This is a genomic window from Chryseobacterium echinoideorum (genome assembly GCF_007474535.1).
Taxonomy (GTDB): domain Bacteria; phylum Bacteroidota; class Bacteroidia; order Flavobacteriales; family Weeksellaceae; genus Chryseobacterium; species Chryseobacterium echinoideorum.
In genome coordinates, this window is sequence record NZ_VKNW01000003.1 from 251,305 (window position 1) to 277,515 (window position 26,211).

Sequence of the window (26,211 nt, forward strand, 5' to 3'; positions counted from 1 at the left end):
AAATTCAGATGAAACTGTGTTTCATTAAAATTTATTTAACATTAAAAAACTGAATTATGGCTGAAGTTATTGCCCAAGAAAAGCAAGGCGGAAAATCCCGTCAGAGAAAGAAAAGAATCGGTATAGACATGACTCCGATGGTAGATTTAGGTTTCCTCCTGATTACTTTCTTTATGTTTACCACGAATTTTACAAAACCTAATGTGATGGATCTTGGCTTACCCGCAAAAGGTCCTGTTGAACCGACCAATGTAATTGGTGATAAAAATCAAATCACTTTTATTATCGGTAAAAACAACCGTATTTTTTATCATCAAAGCAATGAAAAGGACATTGAAAAATCAGGTTTAACAGAAACCGATTATAATGGCATCAAGGTTGCCAAAATCATTTCTCAGGCGTATGAAAATGCTCCGAAAAAAGAAATTTTCACCATTATTGTCAAACCCACCGATGAAGCTAATTACAAAAATTTTGTGGATATGATGGATAATATTTCGCTCGCAAAAAAAGACCGGTACGGAATTGCCGATATCAAAAACTGGGAAAAGAAAGTTTACGAAGACATGATAAAATAAAATTATAAGAGCATTTTTCAGAATGCTCTTTTTTTTATTTAAATTTGAGAATAATTTTTATTTCGAATGAAAAAAATAATCATTTCGGCAATCATTTTTACCATTAGTTTTTCATGCTCAAAAAAAAGTTCAAACGAAAACCTTAATCAACAAAAAGACAGCCTGAAAATTTCTGATTCAATCAATATAGCAAAACGTAATGACAGCATCAGAATGCTCAACAGCAAAAATCGTTTCAGAGATTTCAGCGGAAACCACCGTTTCACTTATGAAACTCAGGCATTCAATCCCATTTCAGGCACTGTAACTTTTGATAAAATTGAGGGAGAAAGGGATAATTATAACCTGTCGGGAAGTATAAAATCAGGAGAAAATTCGGTCAATATTAAAGGTTTTGTTCAGGTTGTTTCGCCAAAACACATGAATTTCACAGGAGAAATCATACAAAAAATCTCTGTAAATGATAATGGTAAACCTTACATCCGAAAAGGGACTAAAACCTTTATGTCTAAAAATGGAGGGAAAACTTATCGTCTGCAGGATATGGTAAACGGTTCGGGATTTGTAGACTACATTGACATTCACTTTTAAATTGTAACTTATGCTCAATTTTGAAAAAAAGGGAGAAGGAAAAGAAACCCTTGTTTTGCTTCATGGCTTTATGGAAAATATCTCTATATGGAATGATCTGGAAAAAAACCTTTCCAAAGATTTTACTTTATTTAAAGTAGATCTTCCCGGACACGGGAAGTCTGAAACCATTGCAGAAGTACACACTATGGAACTGATGGCAGATGAGGTAAAAAAAGTTCTGGATCAGGAAAACATAAAAAGCTTTCATCTTCTAGGGCATTCAATGGGAGGATATGTCTCCCTTGCATTTGCTGAAAAGTTCCCTGAATACCTGAAAACTTTAACCTTATTTTTCTCAACTTTTTTAGCAGATGACGAAGAAAAGAAAGAGCAGCGCAGAAAAAGTTACCGTATCATAAAAGATGCTTTCACACATTATGCAAAAGCGGGAATTCCCAATTTATTTAATCCCAACGAAAGAGACGTGCTTGAAGGCAAAATAGAAACCGCTCTTGAAACTGCCCTTTCTACCAATAACCTCGGAGCTTTAGCCTGTGTAAAAGGAATGGTAGAAAGACCGGACAGGAAACAGATTCTTGAAAAACTTGATTCTAAAATTTTGGTGATTGCCGGAAAACATGACAATGCAGTCAAAACCGAAACAATGATAAAAAATCTTCCGGACAGAACCAACATAAAATCCTATATTCTGGATTGCGGACACAATGGTCACTGGGAAAAACCATCAATCTGTGCTGAAATCATCAATACAGAACTGCTTCATCATCTTCCGAAAAAATTTATTCTTTAAATGGGATTATTCTCTTTCAAAAAAAAGAAACCAGTTATTGGTCTTACATTATCGGGTGGCGGAATGCGCGGAATTGCCCATATTGCTGTCCTGAAAGCTCTGGAAGAATATAATCTGAAACCTCATATTATTTCAGGAACGAGCGCAGGTTCTATTGTTGCCGCATTTTATTCGTTAGGTAAAACACCGGACGAAATGTTTGAAATCGTAAAACAAACTACTTTTTTTTCCAGATCTTATCTAAAACTTTCAAAAAACGGAATTTTCAGTTCCAAATTTATCCTTAAACTTTTTACAGATCATTTTCCCGAAGATGATTTTAAAGTCTTGAAAATACCCATCTATATTGCCGCTACGGAAATGACGCATGGGATTGTAGATTTTTTCTCAAAAGGAGAATTGTTTGCTCCGCTTCTGGCTTCATCAAGTGTTCCTTTTGTTTTACCACCTGTAAAAATCGGTCAGAAAATTTATGTTGACGGCGGAGTTTTAGACAATCTTCCTATAGAACCTATCATTGATAAATGCGATTTTCTGATTGGCTCACATGTAAATTCCATCAACTATGACAAACTTGAAAACATGAGTCTGATGAAAGAATTTGATAGGATCCTGCATCTTGCCATCGCCAAATCTGTTTATTCTAAAGCTAAATCATGCGACATATTTCTGGATCCGCCTAAAATGACCAAATTCAGTCTTTTTAATAAAAAATTTCTGGATGTCATGTTTCAGGAAGTTTACGAATACACTTGCAAGGAATTGGAAGAAAAAGGATATCAACGAGTTTACTGATTCAGCATATTTCAACTTTCTTTGTCAGTTACAAACTTTCTTCAGTTTCTATTTTCTCTTTAAAAGTTTCAATAGTATCCATTAAATTTTCATAAGATTTCCCTCCTGCTGCATTGATGTGACCACCGCCGTTGAAGTACTTTCTCGAAAACTGATTAACATCCATATCATCTTTGCTTCTGAAAGATATTTTTATAAAGTCTTCATATAGGTCTTCCATGAAAAAAGCTGCCATTTTCACTCCTAAAATGCTCAAACCGTAATTGACAAAACCTTCCGTGTCACCTTTTTGAAAACCGTATTCCTGTAATTCTTTTCTGGTAAGGTATAAAACGGCAACTGTTCCGTTGTTTACCACTTCTATCCTACCTAAAATCAAAGCCAGCAAATGAAGTCGGGAAACTGTATTGGTATCCCATGTATTGGAAGTAATAACAGAAGGATCTGCTCCTTTTTCGATCAAATTTGCGACAATTCTATGTGTATCCGCACTGGTAGAGCGAAAGCGGAATCCACCTGTATCAGTCATAATTCCGGTATACAAACAGTCTGCAATATCTTTATTGACAAGCTTTTCGTCATCCATTGCCTCAATAAAATGATAAATCATCTGACAGGTTGCCGGAATCACAGTATCAGAATAAACAAAATCAAAATCTTCAGGCTGCTGATGGTGATCAATAAGAATTTTTTTTGCTTTGGCTTTCATCAGCCAATCCCCTAAAAGTCCGATTCTTGAAGGTGAATTAAAATCTAGACAGAAAATAACATCTGCCTCATAAATAAGATCAGAAGCCCATTTCCTTTTATATTCTCCTATAATACTTTTTTTAGCTTCGGGTATCCATTTGAGAAATTTCGGAAAGTCGTTGGGGACGATTACATCCGCTTCAATACCTTTTACTTTCAGATAATGCTTTAATCCTAAACTTGAGCCAATTGCATCACCATCCGGATTATAATGAGTGAGAATCACGATTTTATTTTTCGGAACAAGGAGTGTATTGATTTCTAAAAGCTCTGCAGGTGTAAACATTTTCTTTAAATTTGAGTTTCCAAAGATAAAGTTTTTAAAAACAAGAGATGTTTTTACTTAAAAACTTTTACAAATGATTCTATAATTATAGAACTATTGTTTTAAATAATCGTCCGTCAACACAGAATAATATTCATTTTTAATAATTTAACTTCAAATAAAAAAGAGATGAGAATTTTAAAAAAAAAGTAAAGAAATTTGTATCTTATAAAAAATTCTATATCTTTGCAACCTGAAAAAATAATAGATAATTACGATTTAAACATATAGTAATGAGTAAAAGAACATTCCAGCCATCAGAAAGAAAGAAAAGAAACAAACACGGTTTCAGAGAAAGAATGTCTACGCCAAACGGAAGAAGAGTTTTGGCTGCAAGAAGAGCTAAAGGCAGAAAAAGCCTTACTGTAAGTTCTGCAAGAGCTAAAAGATAATTCTTTAGTTACAATATACAAATCATGCTTGAAAAGTACTTTTTCAGGCATTTTTTGTTGTTAAAATTTGCTAATTATTTAGGTTTTTAAAGTATCTTTTTTTACTTTTAAAATCTTAAAAAAAGTTTTTGAAAAGCTTCTTAAAAACAAGATTATGCCACATACAAATATCTCCGGAGACAGCATCATCCACCTGCAGAATGCAAAAATTGCCCAAAAAAATTTCACGGTGCTTTCCGATGTGAATCTAAATATAAAAAAAGGAAGATTCTGTTACCTAATCGGCAAAACCGGTTCCGGAAAAAGCTCTCTTCTGAAAACGCTTTACGGTCATATTCCTTTAGCAATGGGAAAAGGTGAAGTGGTAGGCTTCGATCTTGCCAAGCTTCGTGCTTCAGACATCCCGAATCTAAGGAGAAAGCTAGGTATTGTTTTTCAAGATTTTCAACTTCTCTCAGACAGAACGGTAGAAAAAAATCTGAAATTTGTTTTGGAAGCAACAGGCTGGAACGATAAGCATAAAATTGACGAACGCATCAATGAGGTTCTATCCAGCGTAAATATGAAAGGAAAGAAACACAAAATGCCACACGAGCTTTCAGGCGGAGAACAGCAGCGTATTGCCATCGCAAGAGCTTTACTGAATCATCCTGATCTGATCCTTGCAGATGAGCCTACAGGAAATCTTGATCCTGAAACTTCTAATGAAATCATGACCCTTCTGAAAAAAGTAGCGGAAGACAATCATGCTGCAGTAGTAATGGCAACCCATGATTATCACATGATTCAAAATTTCCCGGGAGAAGCCATAAGATGCGAAGACGGGAAGGTTTCAGTTTTAGATACTTCAGAATTATTTGAATAATAAAAAATTAAGAAATTTAGAGTTTATGATCTTACTAAAATCTAACTTCAAAATTCTTTTTTAAAAACATGAAACTCTTTGGTGAGTTCAAGATATTCGTCCGAGTAAATTCTCGGACTTTTTTCTATAGTAAAATCAATCTGCTGCAATATTTTTTCAGCTAAAGAAAATTCCAGAATCACCCTTTTAATTTTTGAGTTTTTTATTCCTCGGATATTAATTTCCCTTACTAAATGTAGATCATATTCTGCTGCTGTCTTTATAAAGCCCTCTCCAGATTCTACCGGAATAATGACCGATAAGATTCCTTTTTCAGATAATGATTTCGCAGAGCCGGATATTAGTTGAATAAAATTTAACTCGACCGTCTGTCTTGCCAATTTGTCTCTTTCAGAATCAGAAGCTTCAAAATAGGGAGGGTTTGAAACAATCAAATCGAATTTATTTTCCGTTTCGAAGGATTTAAAATCTTGACATTTGCTTTTTAATCTTGATGCAAAAGGTGATCTTTCAAAATTAATTTCGGTAAGGTTTACAGCTTCTTCGTTGATATCAATTCCTAAAAATTGCGCAGACAAATTCCTCTGAGCGAGCATCAAAGAAATCAAACCGGTACCGGTTCCAATTTCTAAAACATGAGAAGCATTAACAACATCGGAAAAAGCTCCGAGAAGCACTCCATCTGTTCCCACCCGGAAAACATCTTTAGATTGTTGAATTTCAAATTGTTTAAAACGAAAAGACTTCACTATAAATTCGTAGGTAAAGTAATTGTAAATGTAGAGCCTTTTCCTACTTCAGATTTCACAGTAATTTCCCCTTTGTAATCTTCCACCATCTTGCGAACCATAGAAAGCCCTAATCCCATTCCACTGTTTTTAGATGTAAAATTGGGTTCAAAAATCCTTTCAAAAACATCTTCCGGGATGCCTGTTCCGTTATCCTGAACAGAAATGATCACTCTTCTCTGATGCTGTTCCAAATCAACATTAATCATGAGTTCCCTATCATCACTTTTTGCCTGTTTTGCATTGGTAACCAAGTTGGTAATGATTCTTGAAAGAAAAACTTTATCAATCGTCATCATGATGTTGTTCTTATTCGCATGAATAAAAATTTGATCATCATTAAACACCCTCAGAATATCTTCAATTTCTGCATTAAGATTTACTACTTCATTATTTTTCTCCGGAAGTTTGGCAAATTCAGAAAATGCAGAAGCTACCGTTGCAATGACATCTATCTGATCCACCATGGTTTTGCTCATTTGTTTTACTCTTTCTCTTACATTCGGATCTTCAGGATCAAATTTCCTTTCGAAATTCTGAATGGTAAGCTTCATTGGTGTTAACGGATTTTTTACTTCGTGAGCAACCTGTTTCGCCATTTCACGCCATGCTTCTTCAGATGCTTTAAAGCGAAGTCTTTCTTTCTGATCCTGAATCTGGAGAATCATTCGGTTATAAGCACGCGCCAAAGCATTCAATTCATCGTTTTTATAATATTTAATAGGGCGCATTTCGTTTTCAAACAGAGTGATTCTTGTAATCATATCAGAAAACTTGGTGATATTTTTAGCAAGATTATTAGAGGTTACCCAACTGAGCCATATACTAAAAACAATAAGAAGAAGATCTACAATCAAAATGTACAATACATATTTATGAAGCACATCCAAATACGCTGACTCATTGTGATACAGAGGAATATATACAATACCGATAGGCTCAAGAACATTATTTTTAAGAACCAAATACGATGAAGTGTATACCGCATCTTTAGATTCATCATATCCACGGACATCATATCTTGCCCCGTTTGATAAAATCTTATTGACGATTTTCAGCGGAACTTTTTTTCTTAAAATTACATCATTATCTTTATTAGAAACAAGATAGTTCCCATGAAGGTCATAGATTGCAATATCATGCTGATTAATATCAGCAATTTCAAAGATTTTATTCTTTAAAACGGTTTGCAGATCATTAGTCTGAATAGTAGAGGAACTTACGGCATAATCTAGAAAACGTATTACAGCATTGGTTTTCTCCTGCATATCAATTTTACTTTGCTGAAGCGCATTATTTCGCAAAACAAAATAAGGAACAAGAGAAGATGCAGCAACACTCAAAAGGCAAACCAGCAAAAAACCGAAAAAAACCCGGTTTCTTAAACTATATCCTTTATAAATATTAAACGCCATTCTGCCTGCCAATTAGTTTTGTAATGTATTTACCGATAATATCAAATTCAAGATTGACTTTATCTCCAACTTTTAATGTTTTCATATTGGTAAATTCCCAAGTGTAAGGGATGATGGCTACTGAAAATTGATAATCCTCACTTTTTGCCACCGTTAAGCTAATTCCGTTCATGGTAATTGAACCTTGGGGAACCGTAACAAAGTTACCTTCTGAATCATATTTTACAGTAACAAAATAACTGCCATCTTTGTTTTCAATACTGATAATCTCACCAGTTTTATCTACATGACCCTGCACAATATGCCCATCAAGCCTTCCGTTCATCATTGTGCAACGCTCTAGATTCACAATGCTTCCAACCTGCCATTTTCCTAAGTTGGTTTTTTCTAAAGTTTCATTAATGGCTGTTACTACGTATTGATTAGCTTTGATATCAACTACCGTTAGGCAACATCCATTATGAGCAAGACTTTGGTCTATTTTTAGCTCCTGCGTAAAAGGACAGCTGAGTGTAAAATCTATGTTGGTTCCGTTCTCATGTATTTTTTCAATAACTCCTACTGCTTCAATAATTCCTGTGAACATATTATTTTTGCTAAATTTGTAAATTATAATCTTCAAAGATAATCAAAATGAGCTCAAAAAACCATAAAGTAAAAGTAGGAATTTCAATAGGTGATTTTAACGGCATCGGTCCGGAAATCATTATGAAATGTCTGAAAGACAAAACCATTACAGATTTTTTTACTCCGGTTATTTTTGGCTCGGGAAAATTATTTACGTATCAGAAAAACATTTTTAAGTTAAATATTAATTTTAACTATATTACAGAAGCTTCCCAAGCTCAAAACGGAAAGCTGAATATGGTAAATCTTACCAAAGAAAACGTGAATGTAGAACTCGGAAATCCCACCGAGGAGTCTACCAAAATGGCTATAGATTCTCTGGAAGCCGCAACCGAAGCTTTGATTAAAGGAGAAATTGACGTATTGGTAACAGCACCCATCAATAAGGATGAAATGGTAAAAATGGGCTTCAAACACGCAGGACACACCGGATATTTTGAAGAAAAATTCAATAAAAAAGGTTTGATGTTTTTGGTAACTGAAGATTTGAAAGTTGCTGTATCCACACATCATATTCCTATTTCTCAGGTTGCAGAAAACATTTCGAAAGAAAAAATCAAGAAACAAATTAAAATTCTTAATCAGAGCCTGATAGAAGATTTCTCTATTTCCAGACCAAAAATTGCAGTTTTAGGACTCAATCCTCACTCCGGAGACGGTGGTGTGATAGGTAATGAAGAAATTGAAATCATCTCTCCGGCAATCAAAGAACTTTCCGACCATGGAATCCTTACTTTCGGTCCGTTTCCTGCTGACAGCTTTTTTCAGCCGGAAAAATACAGAAATTACGACGCTGTTTTAGCCATGTATCACGATCAGGGACTGGCTCCGTTTAAAACGCTTGCTTACGAAGAAGGAGTAAACTACACCGCAGGACTTCCATTCATCAGAACATCTCCCGATCACGGAACGGCTTATGATATTGCCGGAAAAAACATGGCCGATGAACAAAGTTTTATGGAGGCTATTTTTACTGCTATCAAAATCTTTAACAACAGAAATGACCATAAAGATTTGATGAGCAACAGACTGCAACCAAGAAGAATGCCTTCAGACAATGGTGTAGACGAAGATCTGCCTATAGAAACAGAAATTTGAATATGAAAAACAAATAAAATAATTTGTTTGAATTTATTTGTAATATTAAAAAAAATGCATATTTTTGCACACTCATTTTATGGACAAGTTAAGAAACTATGACATAAGCTTTTCGGGATTAAAAACCGGAAAACACGAGTTCAAATTTGAGATAGATAAAGAGTTCTTTCAATTATTTGAGACTGAACAGGAATTTACAAATCCTAAAGTAGCAGTAGATGTTTTGCTTAATAAGCATACTACTTTTTTAGAATTTGAGATAAAGGTGAATGGTACAGTAGATTTGACATGTGATATTTCAAGTGAAATTTTCAGCCATCCTGTAGAAAATCAGATTGATATTCTGGTAAAGTTTGGAGAAGAGTACGATGACAGCGAAGAGGATGTGATTACCATTCCTGCCAGCGATCACGATTTCAACGTAGCACAGCTTATTTACGAAAATGTAGCCTTGGCAATACCTATGAAAAAAATATCTCCTGATCTCAGCGAAGAAGATTTAAAAATTCTTGAAAAATTCAGTCCAAAAGAACCTGAAGAGAATGAAGAACCCAAAAGTGACCCAAGATGGGACGCACTAAAAAATTTAAAAAATAAAAATTAAATAGTTTAATGATGAGATGATGAATCTCATCGCTCATCAATTAAAAAAGTTATCAGAAAATGGCACATCCAAAGAGAAGACAGTCGTCTACAAGAAGAGATAAGAGAAGAACTCACTACAAAGCTGTAGTTCCTCAATTAGCTAAAGATGCTACAACAGGTGAGCTTCACCTTTATCACAGAGCTCACTGGCATGAAGGTAAATTATACTACAGAGGAAAAGTAGTATTGGAAAAAGAAGTAGCAACTACTGAAGAAAACTAAGAGCTGATTTCATCAAAAACGCTCAATTTAATACAAAAACCGCTCAATTTTGATAAAATTTGGCGGTTTTTTGTTGTTTTTTATGTTTTTTTGGTATCTTTGGCAGCAAATCAAATATCAATTTTATGGACATTAAAGACATACAGAATCTTATCAAGTTTGTATCTAAAGCTGAAGTTTCAGAAGTAAAATATAAAACTAAAGATTTCGAAATTACTATTAAAACTCCACTTGGAGGCAATGAGGTAAGCTATGTTGCTCAGCCGGCAATGTATCAGGCCGCTCCACAACAAGCTGCTCCGGCTCCTGTCACTCCGGCGGCTCCTGCTGCTGTAGAAAAAACAGAGGCTGCTGCAGATGATAGTAAATATGTAACCATCAAATCTCCAATGATCGGAACTTTCTACAGAAAGCCATCACCAGATAAAGATGTTTTCGTAAATGTTGGTGACGAAGTTTCTAACGGAAAAGTAGTTTGCGTTATCGAAGCCATGAAATTATTCAATCAGATCGAATCTGAGGTAAGCGGAAAAATTGTTAAGATTTTGGTAGACGATGCTACTCCTGTAGAATACGATCAACCTTTATTCTTGGTAGACCCATCATAATTTAGTTAGAAGTTAGAAGTTAGAAGTTAGAAGTTAGATAGCTAACTTTTAAGTTTCGTACTCATGTCTAATTTTCAAATTATCTAATTTTCAAATTAAAGAAGATGTTCAAAAAAATATTAATTGCCAATCGTGGCGAAATTGCAATGCGTATCTTACGTACTTGTAAAGAAATGGGAATCAAAACCGTTGCAGTTTATTCAACTGCGGATAAAGACAGTCTTCATGTAAGATTTGCTGATGAAGCGGTTTGTATAGGTCCTGCAATGAGTAAAGATTCATACCTGAAAATTCCAAATATTATTGCAGCTGCAGAAATTACCAATGCAGATGCGATTCATCCAGGTTACGGTTTCTTATCAGAAAACGCCAACTTTTCAAGAATCTGCCAGAAAAACGGCATCAAATTTATTGGTGCTTCTCCGGAGCAGATCGAAAAAATGGGAGATAAAGCTAATGCTAAAGCTACCATGAAAGCAGCGGGTGTACCTTGTGTGCCTGGCTCTGACGGATTGATTGAATCTTACGAACACGCTGTAAAAATTGCTGAAGAAACCGGATATCCAGTAATGATCAAAGCAACTGCAGGTGGCGGTGGAAAAGGAATGAGAGCCGTATGGAAAGCAGAAGATCTTAAAGAACATTGGGAGTCTGCAATTCAGGAAGCAGTTGCCGCATTCGGAAACGGAGGTATGTACATGGAGAAACTTATTGAAGAACCAAGACATATTGAAATTCAGGTTGCAGGTGACCAATACGGTAAAGCCTGCCATCTTTCTGAAAGAGACTGCTCGGTTCAGAGAAGAAATCAGAAACTGACAGAAGAAACTCCTTCCCCATTTATGACGGATGAACTTCGCGAAAAAATGGGTGAAGCGGCTGTAAAAGCTGCTGAGTTTATCGGCTATGAAGGTGTGGGAACCATCGAATTTTTGGTTGACAAACATAGAAATTTCTATTTCATGGAAATGAATACGAGAATTCAGGTAGAGCACCCGATTACAGAGCAGGTTGTAGATTATGACCTAATCCGTGAGCAAATTTTATTAGCTTCAGGAACTCCGATTTCAGGAATCAATTATTATCCGAAACTACATTCAATCGAATGTAGAATTAATGCGGAAGATCCTTATACTGATTTTAGACCTTCACCGGGAAAAATTACAGGCTTAAATATTCCGGGAGGACACGGAATCCGTGTTGACACTCACGTTTATTCGGGATATACAATTCCTTCCAATTACGATTCCATGATTGCAAAACTGATCACAACAGCTCAGACAAGAGAAGAAGCGATTGCAAAAATGAAACGTGCTTTGGAAGAGTTCTATGTTGAAGGCGTGAAAACCACTATTCCATTCCACAGACAGTTGATGGAGGACGAAAGATATCTTTCAGGAAATTACACTACAAAATTCATGGAAGATTTTGTAATGGACAAAAAATATGATAATCATTAAGATTATATTTTGATAAAATTTAACCGTCTCAAATTGAGGCGGTTTTTTTGTTAAAAAATATCAGAATAAAAAAAGATATAAAAACTATCATTGGTCAGCACCTTACAAAACATTACTGATTTATAAGCTTTTAATATAATATCCTTCTACAATCTGGAAACATTCAATCTTAATCTTCTGTCATAACATTTAATCAGGAATTATTAAATTTGTCAAAAGTAAAAAAGATATGTCAACAAAAGAACAAACAAAAAATTCACAATATTTTATTGATCTTGAAAATCAGTACGGTGCACACAACTACCATCCGCTTCCTGTCGTTTTAGATAAAGGTGAAGGTGTGTTTGTTTGGGACGTTGAAGGTAAAAAATATTACGATTTCCTTTCAGCTTATTCTGCTGTAAATCAAGGACATTCTCATCCAAAAATTGTTGAAGCTTTAGTTAATCAGGCTAAAAAATTAGCATTAACATCAAGAGCATTTTACAATTCAAGTTTAGGAGAATACGAGAAAAAAATAACTACCCTTTTCGGCTTTGATAAAGTTCTGCCGATGAATTCCGGTGCTGAGGCAGTGGAAACCGCTGTAAAATTAGCCAGAAAATGGAGTTATGAAGTAAAAGGAATTGCTGAAAATGCAGCAAAAATTATCGTTTGTGAAAACAACTTTCACGGAAGAACCACTACTATTGTTTCTTTCTCCAATGATCCTGATGCGAATAAAAACTACGGTCCTTTCACGCCAGGTTTTGTGAAAATTCCTTATAATGATTTGAATGCTTTGGAGGAAGTTCTGAAAAATGATGCTCAAAATATTGCTGCATTTTTAGTGGAACCAATCCAGGGAGAAGCAGGAGTCTATGTTCCGGATGAAAACTTCTTGAAAAAAGCTTCTGAATTGTGTAAAAACCACAATGTTCTTTTCATTGCAGATGAAGTTCAAACAGGAATTGCAAGAACCGGCAAATTAATTGCCTGTCTTCACGAAGAGGTACAGCCTGATATTTTAATTTTAGGAAAGGCAATTTCGGGCGGAATGTATCCTGTTTCAGCAGTTTTGGCAGACAACGAAATTATGAATGTGATAAAACCTGGACAGCACGGTTCTACATTCGGTGGAAATCCTATTGCCTGTGCGGTTGCTGTAGCAGCTCTGAATGTTGTGGAAGAAGAAAATCTTTCTGAAAAAGCGGAAGAATTAGGAAAATTATTCAGAAGCGAAATAGAAAAGATAATTGCAAAAACAGATCTGATTACTAAAGTGAGAGGAAAAGGTTTATTAAATGCTATTCTCATCAATGATACACCGGAAAGTTCTACCGCATGGAATCTTTGCCTACAACTAAAAGAAAACGGTCTTCTTGCAAAACCTACTCACGGAAATATCATCAGGTTAGCACCTCCATTGGTGATTACCGAAGAACAGCTTCTTGACTGTGTAAGAATTATTGAAAAAACAGTTTTAGAATACAATAGCTAAAATTTTGATGATAAACTAAAGCATTCCACTATCAACCGGAATGCTTTTTCATTGTAAGAAAAACTGTTTTACAACATATTCTGCAATCTTAAAATAAACAGTATTTTTGCATTTACAATAAAAAGTATATGAATCTTTCTGTAGCAATAATTACCTATAACGAAGAAAGGATAATAGAAAAAAATCTGCAAGCCATTCATGATTTGGCAGATGAAATCGTTATTGTCGACAGCTTTTCTACAGATAAAACAAGACAAATCTGCGAAAAATATTCAAAAGTAAAATTTATACAGAAAAAATTTGAAGGTTTCGGACAGCAGAAAAATTTTGTGCTTGACAACTGTAATGGCAACTGGATTCTATTTTTGGATGCAGATGAAATCCCTACTCAAAAACTTAAAGATTCTATTACTGAAATATCTTCTTCACAATACCATGAATACGATGTTTATCTTATTGAGTTTAACAATATTTTTCTTGGAAAAACACTGAATTATGGAGGTTGGGGAAACATTAAAAGAGAAAGACTTTTTAGAAAAGGCTATGGAAAATACTCAAAAGATATTGTACATGAAGAATTTATCACTTCTAGCCAAAAAGGCATAATAGAAGGAAAAATCAATCACTATACATATAAAGATATACATCATCACATAGAAAAGTCTAATAAATATACTTCTATGATGGCAGAAAAAATGTTTAAAAGAGGTAAGAGAACTGATGTTTTGCAAATTCTGATTAAGCCCGTTTATCAGTTTTTAAAATCTTACCTGTTCCAACTTGGATTTTTAGATGGTTTTGTAGGGTACTACGCAGCCAAAACCGCTTCTTTTTATACTTTTATGAAATACATGAAGCTTTATGAATATCAAAAGCTTTCAAAACAATAATACGTTTGAATCTCCTACTCAATTATATCATCGTAAAGTTTTTCATAAGAATCTGCCATTGCTTTATAGCTAAACCCCAAAGCTCTTTCTTTTAATTTAATTTTAAAATATTTTTTATCGGAATTAAATTTTTGAATCCCGGTGTTATAGACTTTCTGCATCGTTTCGGGAGAAAAATCATTAAAATAAAAAGCCAGATCTCCGCCAATTTCAGGAAGGCTCGTCAGATTACTCAGAAATACCGGCTTGCCGAAAAACATTGCTTCTACAGGTGGGATTCCAAAACCTTCTGCTAATGAAGGGTGACAATAAGATTCACAATTCTGCAAAAGATAATATTTCTCTTCATTATCCAAATTTTCCAAAATATGAACCCTGTTTTCCAGATGCAAATCTTTTATTTTCTTTAAAAATCTCTCTTTGTAATCTGATTTTGCAGAAGATGTGACCAAAACAAGATCACGATCATTAGTCGAAATTAAATCCAGCAAAACTTCCTGATTCTTTTTAGGAAAAAGTACCCCGATGTTTAAAATATATTTTTTGCTGATGAAACTATATTGATGCCGGGAACGAAAGTCTTCCGTTTCAGGAAAAGTCAGTCCGTTATAAATTACCTGAAATTTCACCTCATCCTTTATCTTAAACAAATGTTTATTTTTCAAAAAATCATTCATCACAAACTCCGAAATGAAGACAATTGCATCTGCATTACCAATGTTTTTCTGAACCTTCCTGATAGATTTTCTGATTTTCTTTTCTGAGCTGCTATCATGAAGAAAATTCAAATCATGAAGGGTAACGATTTTTTTCTGCTTTTTAGTAATTGAATGAAAATAATCTGAAAGCTGATGCGTTACATGAATAAGAGAAAACTGAGCTGTATTTACCGGAAAAAATTTATGCCAAAAATGCCAGTCTATAGTATTGAAAAATTTCTCAGTAGAAGGAATATTATGCTGGGGACCAAAAAAAGTATAATCAAAACGGCACGGTTTTTTGTCTAATCCCTTTATAAGTGCAATGCAGACATTAGCAATACCCGAACGAGGATATTTTAATCTTTCAACATCTATTAAAATATTTTTTTTCACTAAAAAATGGCTATTTGTCAAAAATAGAAATTTAATCTTTAAAATCTTTACTTTTGCTATATGAAAATTTGTTTAATAAGTTTTGATTTTTGGCATTATGATGAGCATATCGTCAGAATACTAAAAGAAAAAGGTATAGACGCTCATCACATCAATATCGGAGCCTTCACTCATAAAGATTTCGGAGCAAGAGTAAAAAATACGATGAGCAAGGTTTTTACAGGTAAAAATCCAAAACATGAAAAAAGACAGAATTTCATTATAGAATCTTTGAAAAAAATAGGCAAGCAGGATCAGATTCTGGTGATTAATCCTGAAGCTATTGAAGAACGTGTACATAACGTAATCAGAGAATATACCGTAAAAAATATTGCTTACCTTTATGACAGTATGTCAAGAAATCCTGCAGAACACATTCTGCATTTCTTTGACGAAATTTATTCTTTTGATGATAAAGATGTAAAACAGTTTGGATTTAAAAAAATCACCAACTATAATTATCTGAGCCATTTACGTGCAGAAGATCAGAATCCTCAACTGGATTTATTTTATATTACTTCGTATGACAAACTGCGACTGGAAAAGCTTGATCTGCTGATAAAAAAACTGGAGCCGCTTCAGATTTCATTTAAGACTATTATTGCCGGTAAGAAAGGGTGGAAAAATCACTTCAGTCAGGCTATTAACCAAAATAATATTGATATTCTAAAGTTCAGAAGAACCAATATTCCTCAGAAATCATTACCAAAGCTCTACAGCAATTCTAAAGTAATTTTGGATTTGCAGCGTGAAAACCAGAGCGGACTGAGCTTCCGGATATTTGAAGCAATGGCTTTAGAGAAAAAAATTATTGCCGACAACGAGAATATTAAAAATTACGATTTTTATAATCCTAATAATATTTTAATACTCAACAAAGATTTCAGCAATATTGATAAAAGTTTTTTTGAAACCGATTATGAAAAACTTCCGGATGAAATTTATTACAAATACACATTGGATCATTGGGTAAACACTGTTTTCAGTTTATAAAATCACCATGACTGCCCAACGTTGGCAATGATGACCTTTAAAAACAATAAAAAGCTACAGATGAAAGAAGTCAGGCATGTATTGATTGTCACAAAAGAATTTCAGTCAGAATTTCAATCGAATAGCGGAGGAACGGGTGTTTTCTACCAAAACCTTGCCGAAAGTCTTATTAAAAAAGGAATAAAGGTTTCTGTATTTGGTTCATCTAAAAAGGCTTTTGAACAAAAAGATGAAAACTTCTCACTACTTTTTGTAAAAGATTATTTTAAGAAAAATAAACTGGCAGAACTTCTACGGTCTGTTACCGGAAAAATTTCTTTTTTGCAGAATTTACATTACAAAATCTATGATTGGGAAATAGAATATTTACAAAAAGAACTCACAAAGTTCATCAAAAATAAAGAAATTGATGTAATCGAAACTCATGACTGGGAAGGAATGAGTCGGGTAACAGAAAATTTAAAAATTCCTTATATCATTCGCTGTCACGGTTCTTGGTCGGTTTTACACAAATTTTTCGGATATGGTGCTTCAAAAGGCAAAATTTACAATGAGAAAAAGGCTTTTGAAAAAGCGGATTACATCATTACGATTTCTGAAAGCAATGAAAAGATAGTAAAACAGATTTTTGGAGACAAAAATTATCATCTTATTTACAATGGAATTGATACGGAATTTTTTAAACCTCAGCAAAATATTCCTACCAAGCCAAAATCTATATTTTATATTGGAAATATTTCTGCGGAAAAGGGTGCAAAAACAGCACTGGATGCTTTTATAAAAATTAATCAGAGCCTACCTTCATCTACCCTGCATTTTATTGGAAGAGAAACTGAGATTGCTGAAAAGCTGAAAGAAAAAATCAAACAAAATCATCTTCAGGATAAAGTTATTTTTTACGGAAGAAAAGATAAAAATGAAGTCATAAAGCTGCTTTCGGAAGCTGAAGCGGTAATATTTCCATCTAAGGGCGAAACTTTTGGTTTAGCCCTTACCGAAGCAATGGCTTTGGAAAAACCTGTAGTGTGTTCTAACATCGAAGTTTTCAAAGAAATTGTAGACGATGGTAAAAATGGACTAATCGCCAACTCAGAAGATGATTTTGCAGCAAAAATCCTTACAATATTTTCTGATGAACCTTTTGCCCTTCATCTTTCTCAAAACGCAAGAAAGACAATCGTTGAAAAATTTTCTTTGAAGAAAATGATTGAGGAAACAATGAGCTATTATACAGAGGTTATCAATAAATGATGTGGTTTTCATTGAATTTTCCGAAATGCTTCCGATTGTTTCTGTGAAGAAAAGATATTTAATATATTGAGAAATCCTTTCAGTAATTTCCACAAAAAAGAATGATTCTTACTGATATATTGAATCTGCTGCATTCTTTTTGAACCAGCAAATTTAATCAGTTCAATTTCTTCTTTCAAATTAGGAAAAAGGCTTTCATATACCCACTGCTTTTCCTGTTGAATAAGATGCTCATTCTCGGGATTACTGGAAAGACCTGAATTATCAAAGTCACTTATTACTTCATCAATGTGCATATATTTTGCCTGATAGATCACAGAAGCTTTTAAAAAAAATTCCCAGTCTGAAACAACTTTTAAATTTTCATTATAAAAACCTGTTTTTTCGAAGAGATTTCTCTTGATAAAAGTAGATGGATGTGGTAAAAAAGAATGAAGAAAATAAGCCAGATTAATTTTTTGGGGCGGCGTAAAAATTGTTTGAGGAGTGTCGTTTAAACTGTAAATTAAATTTCCCGAAATAAGATCTGCATTTCTCAGAAAAGGAAGAATTTTTTCGATAACATTTCCATCTGCAAGTTGGTCTCCACTGTTCAGAAACAAGAGATATTCTCCGCTTGACATTTTGATCCCTTTATTCATCGCATTGTAAACGCCAGAATCAGGTTCACTTATCCAATTATGTATGTATAAATTATTTTTAGCAATTAATTCTTTGCTGCTGTCGCTGCTCTTTCCATCAACAACGATATATTCAAAATCTTTAGAACTCTGATTGATAACGCTTTGCAAAGTTTTTTCTAAACCTTCTGCATTATTGTAATTGATCGTAATGATGGAAAGCTTGTAAGTCAATTTTTGTTATTTATTAATTGTATTAAAGAATATTATTTTAGCTAAAAATCATTCTTTTTTCATCTTAAATTTGGGTACAAACAGCAACACAAGGCTGATCATCCATTTCAGTATTCTCCAGGCAGCAGGAAATTTTTTGATATGAAGTACATGCTGAATTCTTCTTGCCCTAGCTTCATGACTTAACGCCAAATCTTCAAGAAACGCACCAAAATACTGATTCAATGTGATCTCTCTTTCAGTGTGATAAAGGGTTAAATTTTCAGGTTTTGCAGAAATTCCTGAATAATCATAATAGCAGATTTTTTGTTCTAAGTGTTTATAGCTCACATTGTGCAGGCATATAAGAATAATAAAAAACTCCCAGTCTGCACAGATTTTAAAATCTTCTCTGTAATAAAAATACTCATCAAAAAGTTTACGTCTGATGAATGCAGCCTGATGATTGATTCCTCCATAATAAAAGAAACTAAACGTTAGCTTTTTTGGTGGAATTTCTTCTCTTCGATAGCCTTCATCATTAAAGTATATTGAGTTTCCATAGAAAATACCTACATCAGAGTTAAGCTCATGCTGCACATTTTCCAAAACCTGTGCATCATAGAAAAAATCACCGCTGTTCATAAAGATGATGTAATCTCCTGAAGCTTTACGAATGCCTTTATTCATGGCGTTATAAACTCCCGAATCTTTTTCGCTGATCCAATAATTCACCTGAGAATTCTCTTCAATAATCTCCTTACTTCCATCTGTACTTCCGCCGTCAATAACAATATATTCAAAATTTGACCATGTCTGGCTTTTGACAGATTCAAAAGTTTTGATCAACCCTTCCTTATTGTTGAAATTGATTGTAATTATGGTTAACTTTATGCTCATTGATTGCATTATTAAATTATTGTTTTACAGCATCAGAATACACCTTCAAACATTGTTCTGCAGCATCTTTCCAATCAAATTTCTTTACATGATCCAATCCTTTTTGGGCATACTGCTTTCTAAGGTTTTCATCAGAAAGAAGCATTTCTATTTTTGTGCGCAAATCTTCTTCAGAATCAGAATCAAAATAAATTCCGGCATCTCCTGCAACTTCGGGAAAAGAACCGTCCTTTGTTAAAACAATCGGACATCCGCATGCCATAGATTCAAGAACGGGAATTCCAAAGCCTTCGTACAGTGAAGGAAAAACAAAACATTTGGCTTTCTGATAGAATTTCCCCAATTCTTTTTCATCAAATTTTCTCTGTAAAACCTGTTTTTCAACGCCAAGTTCTTTTAAAAGCTCAACTTCATTTTCCTCAAATTTTCCTCCACCTGCTGCAATAATCTTTAAATCCTGATTCTTTTTTAGCAAGGGAACTGTCGCTCTTAGAAAAAACTGGAAATTTTTATAGTTTGCGCGCGATCCAACAAATAAAATATAATTTTCAGGTAAATTAATCTTTACATCTGCGTGCACTTTTATAGAACTTCCGTGATGCACCACTTCTATTTTTGCCGGATCAATATGAGGATATATTTTGGTAATATCTTTTTTGGTATTGTGTGAAACTGCAATAATTTTGGCTGCTTTTTCCATCAATAATAATTTACGTTCCACAACTTTAAAATGATCATCAACAAAATATTCAGGCAAGATTTCGTGGATCATATCATAAACAGTAAGAACAAATGGTTTGTCACCGATTTTATCTAAAAAATAAGGATTGTAATAAGTCGGCACAAATACATCATAATTCTTATTTTCAAAAGCCTGATTGAGTAATTTTTCAGATTTTTTTCGTCTTAATGTTCTGGTACTTATTTTAAAAAAAGCTAACACTCTGTAGAGAAGATCAAGACTTTTATTCTTTACCATCAAATCAGTTTCCGTTATATATGCATTATCAGAACTGTAAATAGGCAGAATTACCTCAACGTCATTCTTTTTTGACAACACTGAAAAAACTTCCGTATAATATCGGGATATTCCGCCGTAAGTTTGCTGATCAAAGATCTGTGGATCTAATAATATTTTCATTAAATATCAATTGGATTTGACTGGTTTTTATATACCCAGAAATTATTTCTGAATATAAGCGTTTTTGTTTTCCAGAATTTTCTGAATTTTAGCATAATCTTTTTCTAAAAGTCCTTCCCTTGTAATCCTGAAATTAACCCTTCTCTTTTTCAATCCGAAAAAACTCCTGTACTTTGTAATACCATAAAACGCAAAATTTATCTGCTTCTGAGAAAATTTTTCTTTAGAAAAAATATGGTAATTTTTGTATCTGTAATAATTTTTGTTGAATTTTTCTGCAATAATCTTTAATGATTTCTCAGTGTAAAAAGCAATATGCTGCCCCGTTTCATTGGCTATATAGACCCAATCTTCAACAGATTGTGACTGTGGAACTATATCCGTAGAAAAAATAAGGTTGTCAGAATACTCAAAAATTTCTTCAATTTGCTTTAAAGGATTTTCAAGATGTTCAAAAACTTCAAATGCAGTAACAACATCAAATTGTCTCAACTCCGTATCTGTAATGTCAAAATGTTTCGAGAAAATATTTTCACAATACAAATCCTGTCTGTAAAATTCATAACCTAAATCTCTCATCAGACGTACAAATATACCATAACCACCTGCAAAATCTAAATATTTCTGAGATTTTGGGAAAAATGTATCTATATATTTTGGTATCGCTTCAGCTAATTCATTATTTCTTTTTAGTATCCCAATATCTAAAGAAGTAATTGCATTACTATATGCTTCTTCCAACCAAAAAGGATGATCGGTTTGTATAAATCCGCAATTTTGACATTGATGATAATCTACTTTATATTTAAGCAGTATCATTTTAGAAAAAATAGTTTCAGTGGCTGAAGAGCATATTTTACAGTTCATTTATACTATATTATCAGATTATTGTCGATCATAATCATCCTCCAATCTCACAATATCGTCTTCACCGAAATAGGTTCCTGTCTGAACCTCAATAAAAACAACCGACTTCTGAGAAAGATTCATCATTCTGTGTCTGGCTCCCAAAGGAATGAAAATACTTTCTCCATATTTTAAATGGATTTCTTTATCATCCAGAACCACAGTAGCATCTCCTTCTACGATTGTCCATTGTTCCTGTCTTTTATAGTGGTACTGATAAGACAGTTTCTGTCCCGGATTTACCTCAATTCTTTTCAGTTTATAGTTGGGCTCGTCTGCCAAAACATAATATTTCCCCCAAGGTCTTTCGCCTATTTCTAGCATAATCTGTGAATTCTAAATTTTTACAAATGTAGATAATAAGATTAAAAATCCAAATCTCAATTCGGTTAAAGCTTATCAAAAACATTTAATTTAAGTAAATTTGTAAAAAATTTTTATTTAAAATGGACAAAGTAAGAGTACGTTTTGCTCCAAGTCCTACGGGACCTTTACATTTAGGAGGCGTAAGAACTGCATTATACGATTATCTTTTTGCTAAAAATCAGGGAGGTGAGTTTGTATTGAGAATTGAAGATACAGATACCGCAAGATATGTGGAAGGAGCAGAAGAATACATTGAGGAAGCCCTCGAATGGTGCGGAATTATTGCCGATGAAAGCCCCAAAAAAGGCGGGAAATTTGCTCCATACAGACAATCTGAAAGAAGAGACATCTACGACAGATATACCGCACAGATCTTAAAAACAGATTATGCCTACATCGCTTTTGATACTGCTGAAGAACTGGATGCCATCCGTACGGAATACGAAGCCAGAGGAGATGTTTTTTCTTATGACAACAGAACAAGAAATCAGCTTAGAAACAGTTTAACGCTTTCTGAAGAAGAAGTTCAGAAATTATTAGATGAAAAAACTCCGTATGTGGTAAGATTCAAAATGCCTATTGACCGCACTTTAGGTCTGGTAGATATTATCAGGGGAAATTTCACGGTCAATACAGACACTTTAGATGATAAGGTTCTGGTAAAAAATGACGGAATGCCGACTTATCATTTCGCCAACATCATTGATGATCACGAAATGGAAATTTCTCACGTGATCCGTGGTGAAGAATGGCTGCCCTCTTTAGGTTTACATACTTTATTATACGAAGCAATGGGTTGGGAAGCGCCGCAGTTTGCGCATCTTTCTTTAATCTTAAAACCTGAAGGAAAAGGAAAACTAAGCAAAAGAGACGGAGATAAATTCGGATTCCCTGTCTTTCCTTTAAATTTTACAGATCCTGCAACAGGAAATGTTTCTAAAGGGTATAGAGAAAGCGGCTATCTTCCTGAAGCATTCATCAACATGGTGGCACTTTTGGGATGGTCTCCTGCAGACGATAAAGAAATTTTATCTTTGGATGAAATGGCAAAAGAATTTGATCTCAATAAAGTTCATAAAGCCGGAGCAAGATTCAGCAAAGAAAAAGCAGAATGGTTCAACCATCAGTACATCCAGAAAACTTCGGATGAAGCATTGTTGAATATTCTTAAAAATTCAGATTTAAATTTAACATTGTCAGACGATAAACTTTTAAAAGTGATCAAGCTGATGAAAGAACGAGCTACTTTCCCGAAAGATATCTACGACAACGGAAAATTCTTCTTCGAAGCTCCAACTTCTTATGATGAAAAAGCATCAAAAAAAGCATGGAATGACGAAACTTCAGCAATTTTAGAGGAGTTAGTTTCAAATCTTGAGGAAGCTGAATTTAATGCTGAAAATCTAAAGCAAATTGTTCATAATTTCGCAGAAAATAAAGGTTTGGGTATGGGTAAAGTGATGATGCCGTTACGTTTGTCTTTAGTAGGAGAACTTAAAGGACCGGATGTCCCGGAGATCATGGAACTTCTTGGAAAAGAGGAAACTACCTCCAGAATAAACAATGCTATCAATAATTTTAAATAGATTTTGATAATTTTTCATAAATTTGAAAGATTTAATTTACTTCAAGAATGGAATATTTAAGTTTCGAACTTCCTATAAAAGAATTAATGGATCAATACCAAACCTGTTCTTTAGTAGGAGAAGAAAGTGGTGTTGATGTAAAATTAGCATGCAGCCAGATCGAGGATAAAATCATAGAAAAGAAAAAAGAAATCTATGGAAATCTTACCCCTTGGCAAAGAGTACAACTTTCCCGTCATCCGGATCGTCCTTACACCTTGGACTATATCAATGGAATGGTAGACAAAGGCAGTTTTCTGGAACTTCACGGGGACAGAAATTTTGCAGATGATCCCGCATTAATTGGCGGTTTGGCAACTTTAGACGGTCAGAAAATAATGATCATCGGAACCCAGAAAGGAAGAACGACAAAAGAAAGACAGCACAGGAGATTCGGAATGCCGAATCCTGAAGGATACAGAAAAGCTTTAAGACTGATGAAGCTTGCAGAAAAATTCAGAATTCCTGTAGTTACCTTAGTAGATACTCCGGGAGCTTATCCTGGTCTTGAAGCTGAAGAAAGAGGACAAGGAGAAGCCATCGCAAGAAATATTTTTGAGATGACGATGCTGAAAACTCCTATTTTCACCTACATTATTGGTGAAGGAGCAAGTGGCGGAGCTTTAGGAATTGGTGTAGGCAACAAAGTATATATGATGGAAAACACATGGTATACTGTAATTGCACCGGAAAGCTGCTCTTCTATTCTTTGGAGAAACTGGGATCATAAAGAAGATGCAGCGAATGCTTTAAATCTAACTCCGAAAGATGCCTTGAGAGAAAAATTCATCGACGGAATTATTGAAGAACCTCTTGGTGGAGCTCATTACGACCCAGAAGTTGCTTATCTGAATTTAAAAGCTTCGATTTTGCAAAACATCAAAGCCTTTTCAAAATTTACCGGAAAAGAGCTTGAAACTCACAGACAGGAAAAATTTATTGCCATGGGGCAATTTAAAGGATAATAAAAATAAAACCGGTACACTTAAGCAGCGTACCGGTTTTTTGATCTAAAATTATCTGACTGATGATATTTAATCCGGTACATTCAGCTCAATCTGGATATCGCGCTGGATTTTCTTGAGAGAAGAATATTTTGCATCGCAGACTTGGGTCGTCAAAACATATTCTCCTTTATCTACCATAATAAAATTCTGACCTCTCGCCGGAACATCTATATTGTAATATTTATTTCCGCTTATTTTAACGATGAGGTTGCATTTTGATTTATTCTTGATATTAATATATGCTTCTTTATCATTGGGATCATTATTGAAAATATGACTCAGCATGGAAGCCGTTTTCTTGGCATGCTCACTGGGTTCAGATTTTTTACTGCTCCCTGCAGAGGCTAAACTCACATTCTTACCGGAAGAAGATGCATTGGCAGCCAAATTTTTACCTTTATTAAATTCATTATTACTGACAATTTTTTCAACTTTGCTTTTACTTAAAGGCTTTATCTTAGGCTTCGCCTCAATAGAATTGTCTGCCATGATAATATTCACCAGCTTCCTTTTAAGAGCATCTGTTTTTTCGTGACCAGGATTCTGCTTAATAAAGCCGGCAATAATTCTGGGTTCTGAAGTACTCTCAGCTTCTTCTAAAGTGTAGATAATTACCGTTTCCTTTTCGGCTACTACTTTTGCTTTAGAACCGCTTTTTTTCTTTTTCTGGGCAATACCCAAACTGAAAATACTTAGAAATATAATAAGAAAAAATTTTTTCATCAAATTAATCTTTAAAAATTTATTAAATAAATACTATAACGCTAAAAGTCATTTTTTAGTTTATCATTAAAATCATTATCTTTGCACAACTTAAAAATAAACTATTAAAGTTAATCATAAATTTTAAATAAATAAACAATAAATATTATGTCTTATACACCAGCTGCTGCAGACGTAGCAAAATTAAGAAACCAAACAGGTGCAGGTATGATGGACTGCAAGAAAGCTTTAGTTGAAGCAGAAGGAGATTTTGAAAAAGCAGTTGACATCCTTAGAAAAAAAGGTCAGAAAGTTGCAGCTAACAGAGCTGACAGAGAATCTGCAGAAGGTGCAGTAATTGCGAGAGTAAACGAAGATAATACTTTAGGTACTATCATCTCTCTAAACTGTGAGACTGACTTTGTTGCTAAAAACGACGCTTTCGTTGAATTGGCTTACGAATTGGCTGAAATGGCAATTTTCGCTGCAACTAAAGAAGAATTATTGGCTACAGACTTTCACGGAATGACGGTTGCTGAGAAATTAATTGAGCAGACAGGTGTTATCGGTGAGAAAATTGAAATTGGTGCATTTGAAAGAATTACAGGACCTTTCCTTGGAGCTTACATCCACGCTGGTAACAAAATCGCTGCTATCACTTCTCTTTCTGCAAAAGTAGACGGAGCTGATGAGGCTGCAAAATCTGTTTCTATGCAGGTTGCTGCGATGAACCCAATCGCTCTTGACGAAACTCAGGTTTCTCAGGAAACAATTGATAAAGAATTGGAAATTGAAAGAGAATTGTTAACTAAAGAAGGTAAGCCAGAAAATATTATTGATAATATTTTGAAAGGTAAAATGCAGAGATTCTACAAAGACAATACTTTAGTACACCAATCTTTCATTAAAGACAACGGTATTTCTGTTGCAGATTACGTAAAATCTGTAAACTCAGATCTTAAAGTAACAGGATTTGTAAGAGTTAGCTTATAATTTCTTCAGATTTAAAATATAATCCCGGTGATTTTTTCA

General features: G+C 34.1%; 29 protein-coding genes. 18 read left to right on the top strand and 11 right to left on the bottom strand.

Annotated features, from left to right (window positions below; all coding sequences use genetic code 11):
• Positions 1–56: 56 nt before the first annotated feature.
• The 4 genes from FOL89_RS05185 (at position 57) to FOL89_RS05200 (ending at position 2,757) form a co-directional block, all read left to right on the top strand.
• Complete coding sequence (locus tag FOL89_RS05185; RefSeq protein ID WP_144281785.1) at positions 57–578, top strand: ExbD/TolR family protein; 522 nt, start codon at positions 57–59, stop codon at positions 576–578.
• A gap of 66 nt (positions 579–644) precedes the next feature.
• Positions 645–1,169, top strand: a complete 525-nt coding sequence (locus FOL89_RS05190; protein ID WP_144281786.1) for a hypothetical protein — start codon at positions 645–647, stop codon at positions 1,167–1,169.
• A 10-nt stretch (positions 1,170–1,179) separates the two neighbouring features.
• Positions 1,180–1,962 carry an alpha/beta fold hydrolase gene (locus FOL89_RS05195; protein WP_144281787.1) on the top strand — a complete coding sequence of 261 codons (783 nt, stop codon included), beginning with the start codon at positions 1,180–1,182 and terminating at the stop codon, positions 1,960–1,962.
• On the top strand, positions 1,963–2,757 hold the full coding sequence (locus FOL89_RS05200; protein WP_144281788.1) for a patatin-like phospholipase family protein: 795 nt from the start codon (positions 1,963–1,965) through the stop codon (positions 2,755–2,757).
• Between the two features lie 28 nt (positions 2,758–2,785).
• On the opposite strand, the gene FOL89_RS05205 is transcribed toward FOL89_RS05200, so the two are convergent.
• Positions 2,786–3,793, bottom strand: coding sequence for a DHH family phosphoesterase (locus FOL89_RS05205; protein ID WP_144281789.1), 1,008 nt, complete (start codon positions 3,791–3,793; stop codon positions 2,786–2,788).
• Positions 3,794–4,065: 272 nt separating this feature from the next.
• Here FOL89_RS05205 and rpmH point away from each other — a divergent pair, with 272 nt between their 5' ends.
• Together rpmH and FOL89_RS05215 are read left to right on the top strand one after the other, a co-directional pair.
• Positions 4,066–4,224, top strand: a complete 159-nt coding sequence (gene rpmH / locus FOL89_RS05210) for a 50S ribosomal protein L34 (protein ID WP_034679005.1) — start codon at positions 4,066–4,068, stop codon at positions 4,222–4,224.
• Between the two features lie 154 nt (positions 4,225–4,378).
• On the top strand, positions 4,379–5,089 hold the full coding sequence (locus FOL89_RS05215) for a cell division ATP-binding protein FtsE (RefSeq protein ID WP_144281790.1): 711 nt from the start codon (positions 4,379–4,381) through the stop codon (positions 5,087–5,089).
• Between the two features lie 47 nt (positions 5,090–5,136).
• On the opposite strand, the gene FOL89_RS05220 is transcribed toward FOL89_RS05215, so the two are convergent.
• The 3 genes from FOL89_RS05220 to FOL89_RS05230 are packed head-to-tail and all read right to left on the bottom strand — an operon-like array spanning position 5,137 to position 7,878.
• Entirely contained in the window at positions 5,137–5,838 is a 702-nt protein-coding gene (locus FOL89_RS05220) for a tRNA1(Val) (adenine(37)-N6)-methyltransferase (RefSeq protein ID WP_144281791.1), read from the bottom strand.
• Positions 5,838–7,292 (bottom strand): sensor histidine kinase, encoded by a 1,455-nt coding sequence (locus FOL89_RS05225; protein WP_144281792.1) that lies wholly within the window; start codon positions 7,290–7,292, stop codon positions 5,838–5,840. Before FOL89_RS05225 ends, FOL89_RS05220 begins: the two co-directional genes overlap by 1 nt.
• Complete coding sequence (locus tag FOL89_RS05230) at positions 7,282–7,878, bottom strand: riboflavin synthase (protein WP_144281793.1); 597 nt, start codon at positions 7,876–7,878, stop codon at positions 7,282–7,284. The genes FOL89_RS05225 and FOL89_RS05230 overlap by 11 nt, the downstream gene beginning before the upstream one ends.
• A 47-nt stretch (positions 7,879–7,925) precedes the next feature.
• Here FOL89_RS05230 and pdxA point away from each other — a divergent pair, with 47 nt between their 5' ends.
• From pdxA to FOL89_RS05265, 7 genes are all read left to right on the top strand, one after another.
• Positions 7,926–9,017, top strand: coding sequence for a 4-hydroxythreonine-4-phosphate dehydrogenase PdxA (gene pdxA, locus FOL89_RS05235; protein WP_144281794.1), 1,092 nt, complete (start codon positions 7,926–7,928; stop codon positions 9,015–9,017).
• A gap of 79 nt (positions 9,018–9,096) precedes the next feature.
• Complete coding sequence (locus FOL89_RS05240; protein ID WP_144281795.1) at positions 9,097–9,621, top strand: YceD family protein; 525 nt, start codon at positions 9,097–9,099, stop codon at positions 9,619–9,621.
• A 59-nt stretch (positions 9,622–9,680) separates the two neighbouring features.
• A complete protein-coding gene (gene rpmF / locus FOL89_RS05245; RefSeq protein ID WP_007843326.1) occupies positions 9,681–9,884 on the top strand; it encodes a 50S ribosomal protein L32 in 204 nt (67 codons plus the stop codon).
• Between the two features lie 125 nt (positions 9,885–10,009).
• On the top strand, positions 10,010–10,492 hold the full coding sequence (gene accB, locus FOL89_RS05250) for an acetyl-CoA carboxylase biotin carboxyl carrier protein (protein ID WP_144281796.1): 483 nt from the start codon (positions 10,010–10,012) through the stop codon (positions 10,490–10,492).
• 104 nt (positions 10,493–10,596) lie between these two features.
• The gene (gene accC / locus FOL89_RS05255) at positions 10,597–11,952 is read left to right on the top strand and encodes an acetyl-CoA carboxylase biotin carboxylase subunit (protein WP_144281797.1); all 1,356 of its coding nucleotides are present in this window, start codon (positions 10,597–10,599) and stop codon (positions 11,950–11,952) included.
• A 229-nt stretch (positions 11,953–12,181) separates the two neighbouring features.
• Positions 12,182–13,432, top strand: a complete 1,251-nt coding sequence (gene rocD / locus FOL89_RS05260; protein ID WP_144281798.1) for an ornithine--oxo-acid transaminase — start codon at positions 12,182–12,184, stop codon at positions 13,430–13,432.
• A gap of 128 nt (positions 13,433–13,560) precedes the next feature.
• On the top strand, positions 13,561–14,322 hold the full coding sequence (locus tag FOL89_RS05265) for a glycosyltransferase family 2 protein (protein ID WP_144281799.1): 762 nt from the start codon (positions 13,561–13,563) through the stop codon (positions 14,320–14,322).
• Positions 14,323–14,336: 14 nt separating this feature from the next.
• Here FOL89_RS05265 and FOL89_RS05270 read toward each other — a convergent pair whose 3' ends face one another.
• Positions 14,337–15,416 carry a glycosyltransferase family 4 protein gene (locus FOL89_RS05270; RefSeq protein ID WP_144281800.1) on the bottom strand — a complete coding sequence of 360 codons (1,080 nt, stop codon included), beginning with the start codon at positions 15,414–15,416 and terminating at the stop codon, positions 14,337–14,339.
• A 60-nt stretch (positions 15,417–15,476) separates the two neighbouring features.
• On the opposite strand from FOL89_RS05270, the gene FOL89_RS05275 reads away from it, so the two are divergent.
• Both FOL89_RS05275 and FOL89_RS05280 read left to right on the top strand, forming a co-directional pair.
• On the top strand, positions 15,477–16,448 hold the full coding sequence (locus tag FOL89_RS05275; protein WP_144281801.1) for a glycosyltransferase family protein: 972 nt from the start codon (positions 15,477–15,479) through the stop codon (positions 16,446–16,448).
• A gap of 60 nt (positions 16,449–16,508) precedes the next feature.
• On the top strand, positions 16,509–17,699 hold the full coding sequence (locus FOL89_RS05280; protein ID WP_185146916.1) for a glycosyltransferase family 4 protein: 1,191 nt from the start codon (positions 16,509–16,511) through the stop codon (positions 17,697–17,699).
• An 8-nt stretch (positions 17,700–17,707) separates the two neighbouring features.
• Here the strand turns inward: FOL89_RS05280 and FOL89_RS05285 are convergent, their stop codons facing one another.
• From FOL89_RS05285 to FOL89_RS05305, 5 genes are all read right to left on the bottom strand, one after another.
• Positions 17,708–18,553 carry a glycosyltransferase family 2 protein gene (locus tag FOL89_RS05285; protein ID WP_144281803.1) on the bottom strand — a complete coding sequence of 282 codons (846 nt, stop codon included), beginning with the start codon at positions 18,551–18,553 and terminating at the stop codon, positions 17,708–17,710.
• Positions 18,554–18,601: 48 nt separating this feature from the next.
• On the bottom strand, positions 18,602–19,432 hold the full coding sequence (locus tag FOL89_RS05290) for a glycosyltransferase family 2 protein (RefSeq protein ID WP_144281804.1): 831 nt from the start codon (positions 19,430–19,432) through the stop codon (positions 18,602–18,604).
• Positions 19,433–19,448: 16 nt separating this feature from the next.
• On the bottom strand, positions 19,449–20,573 hold the full coding sequence (locus FOL89_RS05295; protein WP_144281805.1) for a glycosyltransferase family 4 protein: 1,125 nt from the start codon (positions 20,571–20,573) through the stop codon (positions 19,449–19,451).
• Positions 20,574–20,615: 42 nt separating this feature from the next.
• Entirely contained in the window at positions 20,616–21,392 is a 777-nt protein-coding gene (locus FOL89_RS05300) for a class I SAM-dependent methyltransferase (RefSeq protein WP_185146917.1), read from the bottom strand.
• Between the two features lie 66 nt (positions 21,393–21,458).
• Positions 21,459–21,803, bottom strand: a complete 345-nt coding sequence (locus FOL89_RS05305) for a phosphomannose isomerase type II C-terminal cupin domain (protein WP_185146918.1) — start codon at positions 21,801–21,803, stop codon at positions 21,459–21,461.
• A 122-nt stretch (positions 21,804–21,925) separates the two neighbouring features.
• Here FOL89_RS05305 and gltX point away from each other — a divergent pair, with 122 nt between their 5' ends.
• Together gltX and FOL89_RS05315 are read left to right on the top strand one after the other, a co-directional pair.
• A complete protein-coding gene (gene gltX, locus FOL89_RS05310; protein WP_144281808.1) occupies positions 21,926–23,431 on the top strand; it encodes a glutamate--tRNA ligase in 1,506 nt (501 codons plus the stop codon).
• Positions 23,432–23,478: 47 nt separating this feature from the next.
• Positions 23,479–24,435 carry an acetyl-CoA carboxylase carboxyltransferase subunit alpha gene (locus FOL89_RS05315; RefSeq protein ID WP_144281809.1) on the top strand — a complete coding sequence of 319 codons (957 nt, stop codon included), beginning with the start codon at positions 23,479–23,481 and terminating at the stop codon, positions 24,433–24,435.
• A 69-nt stretch (positions 24,436–24,504) separates the two neighbouring features.
• Here the strand turns inward: FOL89_RS05315 and FOL89_RS05320 are convergent, their stop codons facing one another.
• Positions 24,505–25,200 (bottom strand): DUF6759 domain-containing protein, encoded by a 696-nt coding sequence (locus tag FOL89_RS05320; RefSeq protein ID WP_144281810.1) that lies wholly within the window; start codon positions 25,198–25,200, stop codon positions 24,505–24,507.
• Between the two features lie 147 nt (positions 25,201–25,347).
• Here FOL89_RS05320 and tsf point away from each other — a divergent pair, with 147 nt between their 5' ends.
• Entirely contained in the window at positions 25,348–26,172 is an 825-nt protein-coding gene (tsf, locus tag FOL89_RS05325; protein ID WP_144281811.1) for a translation elongation factor Ts, read from the top strand.
• Positions 26,173–26,211 lie beyond the last annotated feature (39 nt).

What these genes read in the sequence shown, in the direction of transcription:
- FOL89_RS05185 (WP_144281785.1), top strand. Translation starts at nt 57, where the DNA reads ATGGCTGAAGTTATTGCCCAAGAAAAGCAAGGCGGAAAATCCCGTCAG.
- FOL89_RS05190 (WP_144281786.1), top strand. Translation starts at nt 645, where the DNA reads ATGAAAAAAATAATCATTTCGGCAATCATTTTTACCATTAGTTTTTCA.
- FOL89_RS05195 (WP_144281787.1), top strand. Translation starts at nt 1,180, where the DNA reads ATGCTCAATTTTGAAAAAAAGGGAGAAGGAAAAGAAACCCTTGTTTTG.
- FOL89_RS05200 (WP_144281788.1), top strand. Translation starts at nt 1,963, where the DNA reads ATGGGATTATTCTCTTTCAAAAAAAAGAAACCAGTTATTGGTCTTACA.
- FOL89_RS05205 (WP_144281789.1), bottom strand. Translation starts at nt 3,793, where the DNA reads ATGTTTACACCTGCAGAGCTTTTAGAAATCAATACACTCCTTGTTCCG.
- rpmH (WP_034679005.1), top strand. Translation starts at nt 4,066, where the DNA reads ATGAGTAAAAGAACATTCCAGCCATCAGAAAGAAAGAAAAGAAACAAA.
- FOL89_RS05215 (WP_144281790.1), top strand. Translation starts at nt 4,379, where the DNA reads ATGCCACATACAAATATCTCCGGAGACAGCATCATCCACCTGCAGAAT.
- FOL89_RS05225 (WP_144281792.1), bottom strand. Translation starts at nt 7,292, where the DNA reads ATGGCGTTTAATATTTATAAAGGATATAGTTTAAGAAACCGGGTTTTT.
- FOL89_RS05230 (WP_144281793.1), bottom strand. Translation starts at nt 7,878, where the DNA reads ATGTTCACAGGAATTATTGAAGCAGTAGGAGTTATTGAAAAAATACAT.
- pdxA (WP_144281794.1), top strand. Translation starts at nt 7,926, where the DNA reads ATGAGCTCAAAAAACCATAAAGTAAAAGTAGGAATTTCAATAGGTGAT.
- FOL89_RS05240 (WP_144281795.1), top strand. Translation starts at nt 9,097, where the DNA reads ATGGACAAGTTAAGAAACTATGACATAAGCTTTTCGGGATTAAAAACC.
- rpmF (WP_007843326.1), top strand. Translation starts at nt 9,681, where the DNA reads ATGGCACATCCAAAGAGAAGACAGTCGTCTACAAGAAGAGATAAGAGA.
- accB (WP_144281796.1), top strand. Translation starts at nt 10,010, where the DNA reads ATGGACATTAAAGACATACAGAATCTTATCAAGTTTGTATCTAAAGCT.
- accC (WP_144281797.1), top strand. Translation starts at nt 10,597, where the DNA reads ATGTTCAAAAAAATATTAATTGCCAATCGTGGCGAAATTGCAATGCGT.
- rocD (WP_144281798.1), top strand. Translation starts at nt 12,182, where the DNA reads ATGTCAACAAAAGAACAAACAAAAAATTCACAATATTTTATTGATCTT.
- FOL89_RS05265 (WP_144281799.1), top strand. Translation starts at nt 13,561, where the DNA reads ATGAATCTTTCTGTAGCAATAATTACCTATAACGAAGAAAGGATAATA.
- FOL89_RS05275 (WP_144281801.1), top strand. Translation starts at nt 15,477, where the DNA reads ATGAAAATTTGTTTAATAAGTTTTGATTTTTGGCATTATGATGAGCAT.
- FOL89_RS05280 (WP_185146916.1), top strand. Translation starts at nt 16,509, where the DNA reads ATGAAAGAAGTCAGGCATGTATTGATTGTCACAAAAGAATTTCAGTCA.
- FOL89_RS05290 (WP_144281804.1), bottom strand. Translation starts at nt 19,432, where the DNA reads ATGAGCATAAAGTTAACCATAATTACAATCAATTTCAACAATAAGGAA.
- FOL89_RS05295 (WP_144281805.1), bottom strand. Translation starts at nt 20,573, where the DNA reads ATGAAAATATTATTAGATCCACAGATCTTTGATCAGCAAACTTACGGC.
- FOL89_RS05300 (WP_185146917.1), bottom strand. Translation starts at nt 21,392, where the DNA reads ATGATACTGCTTAAATATAAAGTAGATTATCATCAATGTCAAAATTGC.
- FOL89_RS05305 (WP_185146918.1), bottom strand. Translation starts at nt 21,803, where the DNA reads ATGCTAGAAATAGGCGAAAGACCTTGGGGGAAATATTATGTTTTGGCA.
- gltX (WP_144281808.1), top strand. Translation starts at nt 21,926, where the DNA reads ATGGACAAAGTAAGAGTACGTTTTGCTCCAAGTCCTACGGGACCTTTA.
- FOL89_RS05315 (WP_144281809.1), top strand. Translation starts at nt 23,479, where the DNA reads ATGGAATATTTAAGTTTCGAACTTCCTATAAAAGAATTAATGGATCAA.
- FOL89_RS05320 (WP_144281810.1), bottom strand. Translation starts at nt 25,200, where the DNA reads ATGAAAAAATTTTTTCTTATTATATTTCTAAGTATTTTCAGTTTGGGT.
- tsf (WP_144281811.1), top strand. Translation starts at nt 25,348, where the DNA reads ATGTCTTATACACCAGCTGCTGCAGACGTAGCAAAATTAAGAAACCAA.